This is a genomic window from Mesotoga sp. (assembly GCF_035363035.1).
Lineage (GTDB): Bacteria > Thermotogota > Thermotogae > Petrotogales > Kosmotogaceae > Mesotoga.
This window is the reverse complement of sequence record NZ_DAOSEH010000011.1, coordinates 42,214-49,684: the sequence shown is the minus strand read 5'-3', so window position 1 is coordinate 49,684 and position 7,471 is coordinate 42,214. Positions and strand designations below refer to the sequence as shown.

Genomic DNA, 7,471 nt, shown 5'->3' with positions numbered 1-7,471 from the left:
CGACGGCGACGTCATTGTCGATACCCCTTATCGCTCCATTATTAAGAGTGTTGACGACGAATCTGGAGGCGTTGTTGTTCACTATGGCGTCTATAAAAGGTACATGCTGCTCTCCGCTCATCTGGGAGGGATCGTAGAGCTTCATCGCCTCGCCTGTGAAGTCGCCCGAGAGGCTCTTCGCTCCCTCGGTCACGAGCATTTCCAGGCTGGCCTGTGGATAGTAGGCAATAGCCTGGGCCAGTCCCATCGTAGCCTGAGTGATCTGACCTAGCTGATCTTTGTACCACTGCCAGCCCGGTTCAGAGTCGGGACTACCCCAGGGGCTTCCGTACCATTTTTCGAGCGTCTCCTGGTCGTAGTGATACTTCCAGCCGCTGTTCCTGACGGTATCGCCGATGGGCATGATCCCGTAGAAGCCGTACATCTCCAGCGAGGCCGGTGACATCTGTATTCTGAAAGGGTTGGCCGGTTTGAAACGCTCCGCGCCCTTTTCGGCGATGTATCTGTCAAGGATCGGGTAGGCGTCTCTTCCGTCGTATTTGAATCTGTTCATCCATATCCCGTGGTTCACACCGGCGACCTGCCAGTCTATCTTCTCTCTCTCAAGACCGAGAGCCTCTGATACTTCGAAGACGTCGTAGTGACCGTGGCAGAAGCCTATCATCTTTATCTTGCTGTTGCGCCTTATGAGGGTGGTCCCTTCGAAGACGGGGTTGGCGGCCTGAAGGAGCCATGCGTCGGGACTGAGCTCCTCCATCGTTCGCGCGATCTGGAGGAAGTATGAGAGCTGGTTCCAGTTGGTCAGGGTGTAGTAGTCCGAGACCATGTTAAACTCCTGGCTGTCTATACCCCTGAAATAACCGTGTTTCTCGCCGATCGCCCTCATTTTGTCGAGAAAGGCGTGCCCGCCGACCAGCGCGGTGTTGATCACAAAGTCGCTTCCCTTTATCGCCTCTCGAAGGTCTGTCGTGGTTTTGAAGGTCAACTCGGTTTTCATCTCCGCGGCGAATTTTGTAGCGAGGACCTGCACCGCCTTCAGCCGGTTCTCGTCGATATCCATGAGAGTCACCTCGCTCCCGTGGAGACCGCGGGTTTTGCACAGGTCACTCACCAGCCTCAGTGAGAAGACAGCGCTGCCGGCGCCGATGATGCTTATCTTTACTCTAGACAAGATGATCCCTCCCATTGAATGTTTGAAACAATAATAACACCTGATCAGAGATAAGAGGAACAGTCCACAGAGAGGAGCGGAAGAGCGGTTGTTTGTCTGACGACGCTACGCGTCCAGGTTCTTGGTAAACCTGAGGTCAGAGGCGAGAGGTGTGAAGAGCGTGAAGATCTTGACTTTCTAACCTCTGTTTAGAGACGGACGATATGCGAGACTCGAAAAATGGGACAGACGCTAGGAGCCCGTCAGTCCCTATTTTCGCCCATCAGGACAGGCTCTCCCTTCACGTCATCCTCGTGCAGAGGATCCTGGTCTTTCCACCCTTCCCGTCATGCCGGACCTCGACCCGGCATCTCGCTCTTACCCACAACACACCACGCACAACCAACAACGTTTCTTAAGAGAATTCTCGCCTTCTCGTGAGCGAAGCGAGCTCTATCGTTCCGTCGTGTAAAGATCGGTTTGTTAGTGAATTGGCCATCTGACAGAGAGAGTAGAAATGTATTGAGTAAATATTTCCAGTTGTATAATAACAATGTAATTATCCGTTCGGTCTGGGGGAACTGAATTCGTAAAGTACGGCTAGAAAGCCGAAAACACAGGGGGTGTTTAGATGAAAAAGCTTTTGGTCGCGGTTCTTCTTTTATCCGTTAGCGCACTCTTAGCGTCCGGGAGTGTGGAGATTTTCAGCTGGTGGACGGGCGGTGGAGAAGAGGAGGGCCTCGCGGCGATATACGAGGTCTTCAAAGCGAAGTTCCCCGACGTCGAGATAATAAACGCAACGGTCGCCGGTGGAGCCGGAACGAACGCGAAGGCCGTTTTGAAGACGAGGATGCTGGGTGGCAACCCGCCGGATTCCTTCCAGGTGCACGGTGGAATGGAGCTTATAGACACCTACGTCATCACGAGCATGATGGAACCTCTGACGGACATCCTCGAAGGCTGGGGGATACTCGACAAGTTCCCCAAAGACATCATGACGATCTGCAGTTACGAGGGAGAGGTTTACTCCATACCGGTGAACGTGCACAGGGGTAATGTGATGTTCATCAACAACGAGATTCTGAAGAAAGCCGGTGTCGAGACGGTACCGCAGGACGGACCGGGGTTCCTGCAGGTCTGTGAGAAGATCAAGCAGGCCGGCTTCATTCCTCTAGCCCTCGGCGACAAGGACAAGTGGGAAGCGGCTCATCTCTTCGAAACCGTACTGCTTTCGGCTCTCGGTCCTGAAGGTTACAACGGTCTATGGAACGGCACGACCAGCTTCAACGACCCGGGGATCGGAAGGGCTATCGTTATCTTCGAAGAGTTGATCAAGTACGTCAACGAGGACCACGCCGCGCTCACGTGGCAGGATGCAACGAAGATGGTTTTCGACGGTAAGGCCGCCTTCAACGTCATGGGCGACTGGGCCGAAGGTTACCTCAAGACGCTAGGCTGGACTCCCGGCGTCGAATTCGGCTGGATGGCCGTCCCCGGAACTCAGGGCTCCTTCATGGTCGTAACAGATACCTTCGGTCTTCCGAAGAACGCGCCCAACAGGGAAAACGCCCTGAAGTGGCTCGAAATAGTGGCTTCGGTCGAGGGACAGGACGCTTTCAACCCGATCAAGGGGTCGATTCCGGCGAGGCTAGATGCCGACAAGTCGCTTTACGATCCTTACCTGACCTGGTCGATGAACGACTTCGCCACCAACGCGCTCTGTCCGTCAATAGCTCACGGTTCGGCGGCTCCAGAGGGCTTCATAACCGAATTGAACGACGCTGTCAATATCTTCATAACTACAAAAGACAGGGACGGCTTCTTGAAGGCAATAAGAAACGCCGCGGAAGACTACATAGACTGATATGTTCGGCGGGGCCTGCGTTGAAGCGGGCCCCCTTCTCTGGAGGTGTTGTAGATCAAGCGGAAAACCAGGCGTGGAATTATTTCCTTCCTCATACTATCGCCAACGTTCGCCGCGATAGGTATTTTCGTTTATTTCTTCATAGGCTGGACGGCCAGAACGTCGGTGTCGAACTGGAACAGCTTTGCCAGGCTATTGAAGGGAGAGTTCGAGTTCGTGGGTCTGCGCAATTATCTCAGGCTCTTCGAAGATCCGAGGTTTCAGACCGATCTCTGGAACACTTTCTATTTCACTCTTTTCTTCATCGCCGGTTGTCTAATACTGGGCATAATTCTCGCCGTTCTTATAGACAGGAATCTTAAAGGGTCGGCTATATTCAGAAATATCTATCTCTTTCCAATGGCGCTTTCGTTCGTCGTCACCGGGGCGGTCTGGCGGTGGATATTTGCGCCGGGAATTCTACCGGGCAGTCCCCAGGGTATGAACCTTCTCCTGGATCTGGTGGGACTGGATATATTCCAGTGGAAGTGGTTCACGAGTACGACGAGTTTTTTGAAGTTCAACGTGGCTCTAATTCCGGTCATAATCGCCGCCGTCTGGCAGCTTTCGGGCTATACGATGGCGATGTATCTGGCCGGACTGCGCGGGATATCGCAGGATCTGATCGAAGCGGCCGAGGTCGATGGCGCGACCGGCTGGCAGATCTTCTGGAGGATAAAGTTTCCGATACTGAGGCCCATAACGTTGAGCGCCATGATAATTCTGGGACATATCTCGTTGAAGATCTTCGACCTCGTTTACGCGATGACCGGCAGCGGCCCAAACAACGTCACGGATGTGCCGGCCATCTATATGTTCGAGACTACTTTCAGGGCAAACAAGTACGCCACAGGCTCGGCGATCGCCATGGTAATGCTGATCATGGTCGCCGTGGTAATAGTGCCGTACCTCTTCTCGGCGTTCAGAAAGGAGAAAAGTATATGATCAGGAAGCTTGTGATCTACATACTTCTGGTTGTTTTCGCCCTGTTCTTTCTGATGCCGGTTTACGTTCTCCTGGCCACGAGTTTCAAGCCCCTGAAGGAGGTCGGACTGGTGAGAATGTGGTTTCCACCGAACGAGTTCTCCTTCGATGGTTTCGTCAAGGCCTTCAACAAACTGGCTCCCAACCTGAGAAACTCTTTCATGCTGGTGATACCGGCCACTCTGTTATCGGCCGTGATCGGTTCGATCAACGGGTACGTTTTATCCAAGTTGAAGTTCAGGGGATCGGACTTTCTCTTCGCCCTCGTTCTCTTCGGGATGTTCATCCCCTACCAGAGCGTGCTCTTCCCGCTGATACGCTTTTTGCAGGATATAGGTCTTTACGGTTCGATCTGGGGGCTGGTTCTGGTGCATGTGGTTTACGGGTTGCCTATAACGACTTTGATCTTCAGGAATTATTACAGTGAAGTGCCTACCGAGTTGATAGAAGCGGCCGGCATAGACGGGGCCGGTATCTTCAAGACGTATCTCAAGGTTCTCTTCCCCATATCGCTGCCGGGCTTCGTGGTCGTGGTAATCTGGCAGTTCACGAACATATGGAATGAATTTCTCTTCGCCGTCACCGTCACTAGCGACCCGACGAAGCAACCGATCACCGTGGCGCTGGTAAACCTGGCCGGAAGCCAGGTGGTGGAGTGGAACGTCCAGATGGCCGGCGCCCTGCTCGCGGCTCTTCCAACGTTGATCGTCTATATACTTCTGGGCAAGTACTTCCTGAGGGGGCTCCTCGCCGGCTCTGTCAAAGGTTGAACATCACCGGAAGGTAATCGAAAAGGTTCGTGTATTCGCCATTCTTTCTTTCCTCCAAATAACGGAGAAGCGGCTCTCCCATAGGTCTTACGCCCGAGAAGCCGGACCTCTCTTCCATGGTTCTGTGAAAAATTTCGGCCGTCTCCCGATCGAACTCGTGGAAAAGATAGGCGTAGGTCATTGCGTATATTAGAAATTCGGCCAGCATGTCCTCCCAGGAAGGGTACCTGTCCATGAAGGCGGAAAGCACGCCACGTGAAAAGGGCGAAGTTCTCAACGCTTCCACCAGTTCGGGCTTTGCCGTTATGAGCGGGTCTATGAGTGGGTGGCAGAACTCGTGGAAGGCGACTATCCTTGACCAGACTGGCTGGTCGCCGAAACTTCCGAATTCCTCGCCAGGCAGGGTGACTCCCGGTTCGTGGGGCCATTTCTGGCTGGACCTACCGGGGTATCTGGCTATACAGTATAGACAATTATCGCTGGCCGCACCTAGAGAGGCCAGTTCGGGAAAGAGGGGATTGGGGAAGAAAAAGAGATTTCTTCCGTGATCGCCGAAGAAATCTCTCAGGAGCTCTTCTATGCGGTTGTCTTCGAGCGCCGTCGAGGCATCCCGCTCCAGTTTCTCCCAGCCGGTTTTCTGGCCTTCCCACAGACTTTCGAGATCGGCGGAAGCCAGTAACTCTCTCAACTCGAGGTGAAGTTTGCTGGCGCAAAGCGCCGGTTCGTATCGGTAAAGGTAATCTGGAAAGCTCAGGGGTTCGAGGTAAGGCCACGATAGGTTTACGGCGTAAGTGAAGAGAAAATAATAGGCCGTCCCATCTTTGAGAAGCGAGTTGAGGAGTTCAGGTTGCTTTCTGCCCGCCAGGTGGCGCATCGTGTCCTCGTATAGGAAGTGATGGGCGTGGGGCTTGCGCAGTTCCAGCTCCGGCAATTCGGTCAGCATCATCGCGGTTGATACAAGCCTGATCCTTTTGTCCGTAGATACTTTCAAGATCAACCTCCCGGTTTCTTTCTCTTCCCCAACTTGCCGGCCCTCCTGGCCAGCGTCTGGTATGAAGGAAGGCTTTCGATGTCCAGTTTGTCGAGCATGGCCGGGTTTTCCCTGAGGTAGGCCACAACGCCTCTGTAACTCAGTCTCTTCTCATCGGCCAGAGAGAGGATCTTCTCGATAATCCCGTCGCTGAACTTTTCGACCGCGCCGGAACGGAGGTTTCTCCTGTCTTTATCCTCTCTCTCGCACTGCTTTGTAGCCGGCTCCTCGATGAAACGGCCGATGGCGGCCAGCTCATCTCTCCAGCCGTCGAGAAATTCACTCACCAGCATATGTCTGTCGATAGAGATCCTCTGAACTGTTTCGCCCGGAACGGAGAGCCTTCTTTTATTAACCAGTTTACCTATAGTCTTCAGCAGTACGGTGAGGTCCTGAACCTTTCCAAGTCTGTCCTGGATCTTTTTGAGGAGCGCGAGCGTATCGCCGTCAAGCCCTGTGTATCCGTCAAGTGTCTCGAGTGTGTAACGGAGCTTCTTTATGGCGATCCTGGAGCTGTGGAGCGTGGCAAAATCGGCAGGGTCCGACCCGGTGAAGCTCTTCCCGACTGACGAATAACGTTTTTCTATCCGGTTAGATATTCGTTCTGTGTTCTGTTTCAGGAGATTCCCGTCGTTGCAGACCACTATGAGCTCTCTGTGAAAGTGGAGGAAGTCTCTCTCGAGACGTTCCATATCGAAATCGGCCAGCGATTTGGAGGCCTGCGCCGCGAGTCTTTCACCTTTGGCCTCCAGGTATTCGGGAAGGCCTTCGATACCGTATTCGATGGCCAGAGATCTCTGGACGTGGTTGTCCCTGAGACGACCGAGCGAGGTCCTGAGAGCCGAAAGCATTTCAAGAGATCTGGAGGGCTTTCTGTCGATGAGAATGGCACCGATCGAAAGCGCCCCGGAAAGTCTCCGGCTCCACACCCTCGTATCGTGGACAGCATCTTCGTCCAGCGAGTCTCTTCCCTTATCGATATGGCCCTTGAGAGTGTCCAGCATCGTTCCGACCTTCTGCGGGAAGGCCTTGAGAAAAGACTCCTGAACGGTCCAGTCGAAGATCATTTCGTCTTTCTTAATAGCGACGGCTTGAGGAGAAATTCGAGCTTGAACTTGTTTAGGTCCAGCTCTTTCCAGCTGTTGCAATCGACCTTGAAGAAGGCCACCGATGAGGTCGCCATTCTGGCGACGCACCGGGCGGCTGCCATGAACTCTTCGATTGCCGGGTTGTGGCCGACTATAATCACGCAATTGTACTTGTCGTCCGTTGCGGTAATCGTCGCAGCTATGGTCTCCCCCGTTCCGGTGTAGAGCTCACCGTTCTCGATCAGCTTGATCCCTCCTATGGCTTTCCGGAACTTTCTGGCCGTCTGCATGGCGCGCTTCGCTCCGGAGGAGATTATTATCGCCGGTCCGTCTATAAACGGTTTTACGATTTCGGCCATCGACAGTGAATCGGTCTTTCCGCTATCGGTGAGCGGCCTGTCTATATCCTGCATATCGCCTTTTTTCCCTTTTTCGGCCTCTGCGTGACGTACTACGAAAATTCTTCTCAATCATTCCACCTCTTTAGTGAACCAAAGTCGTCACCCGTTGGAACGTACGAGAACAATGATACTATCTCTCCTTCCA

General features: G+C 53.4%; 7 protein-coding genes. 3 read left to right on the top strand and 4 right to left on the bottom strand.

The window, feature by feature from the left end:
* The coding region (locus PKX57_RS03610; RefSeq protein ID WP_472416041.1) for a family 4 glycosyl hydrolase at window positions 1-1,171 on the bottom strand (1,171 nt) is incomplete at its 3' end.
* 610 nt (window positions 1,172-1,781) lie between these two features.
* On the opposite strand from PKX57_RS03610, the gene PKX57_RS03605 reads away from it, so the two are divergent.
* From PKX57_RS03605 to PKX57_RS03595, 3 genes are read left to right on the top strand one after another with little or no spacing between them, the layout of a single operon-like run.
* A complete protein-coding gene (locus PKX57_RS03605) occupies window positions 1,782-3,014 on the top strand; it encodes an extracellular solute-binding protein (RefSeq protein ID WP_213922641.1) in 1,233 nt (410 codons plus the stop codon).
* 54 nt (window positions 3,015-3,068) lie between these two features.
* Window positions 3,069-3,998: a carbohydrate ABC transporter permease gene (locus PKX57_RS03600; protein ID WP_470745814.1), complete on the top strand. Its 930-nt coding sequence runs from the start codon at window positions 3,069-3,071 to the stop codon at window positions 3,996-3,998.
* The gene (locus PKX57_RS03595) at window positions 3,995-4,807 is read left to right on the top strand and encodes an ABC transporter permease subunit (RefSeq protein ID WP_213922642.1); all 813 of its coding nucleotides are present in this window, start codon (window positions 3,995-3,997) and stop codon (window positions 4,805-4,807) included. The genes PKX57_RS03600 and PKX57_RS03595 overlap by 4 nt, the downstream gene beginning before the upstream one ends.
* On the opposite strand, the gene PKX57_RS03590 is transcribed toward PKX57_RS03595, so the two are convergent.
* The 3 genes from PKX57_RS03590 to PKX57_RS03580 are packed head-to-tail and all read right to left on the bottom strand — an operon-like array spanning window position 4,797 to window position 7,395.
* Window positions 4,797-5,798: a hypothetical protein gene (locus PKX57_RS03590; RefSeq protein WP_214048483.1), complete on the bottom strand. Its 1,002-nt coding sequence runs from the start codon at window positions 5,796-5,798 to the stop codon at window positions 4,797-4,799. The two genes, PKX57_RS03595 and PKX57_RS03590, sit on opposite strands and share 11 nt — an antisense overlap.
* A 2-nt stretch (window positions 5,799-5,800) precedes the next feature.
* Window positions 5,801-6,904 (bottom strand): CHAD domain-containing protein, encoded by a 1,104-nt coding sequence (locus PKX57_RS03585; protein WP_214048484.1) that lies wholly within the window; start codon window positions 6,902-6,904, stop codon window positions 5,801-5,803.
* On the bottom strand, window positions 6,901-7,395 hold the full coding sequence (locus tag PKX57_RS03580; protein WP_472416039.1) for a SixA phosphatase family protein: 495 nt from the start codon (window positions 7,393-7,395) through the stop codon (window positions 6,901-6,903). Before PKX57_RS03580 ends, PKX57_RS03585 begins: the two co-directional genes overlap by 4 nt.
* Window positions 7,396-7,471 lie beyond the last annotated feature (76 nt).

What these genes read in the sequence shown, in the direction of transcription:
- PKX57_RS03595 (WP_213922642.1), top strand. Translation starts at nt 3,995, where the DNA reads ATGATCAGGAAGCTTGTGATCTACATACTTCTGGTTGTTTTCGCCCTG.
- PKX57_RS03585 (WP_214048484.1), bottom strand. Translation starts at nt 6,904, where the DNA reads ATGATCTTCGACTGGACCGTTCAGGAGTCTTTTCTCAAGGCCTTCCCG.
- PKX57_RS03605 (WP_213922641.1), top strand. Translation starts at nt 1,782, where the DNA reads ATGAAAAAGCTTTTGGTCGCGGTTCTTCTTTTATCCGTTAGCGCACTC.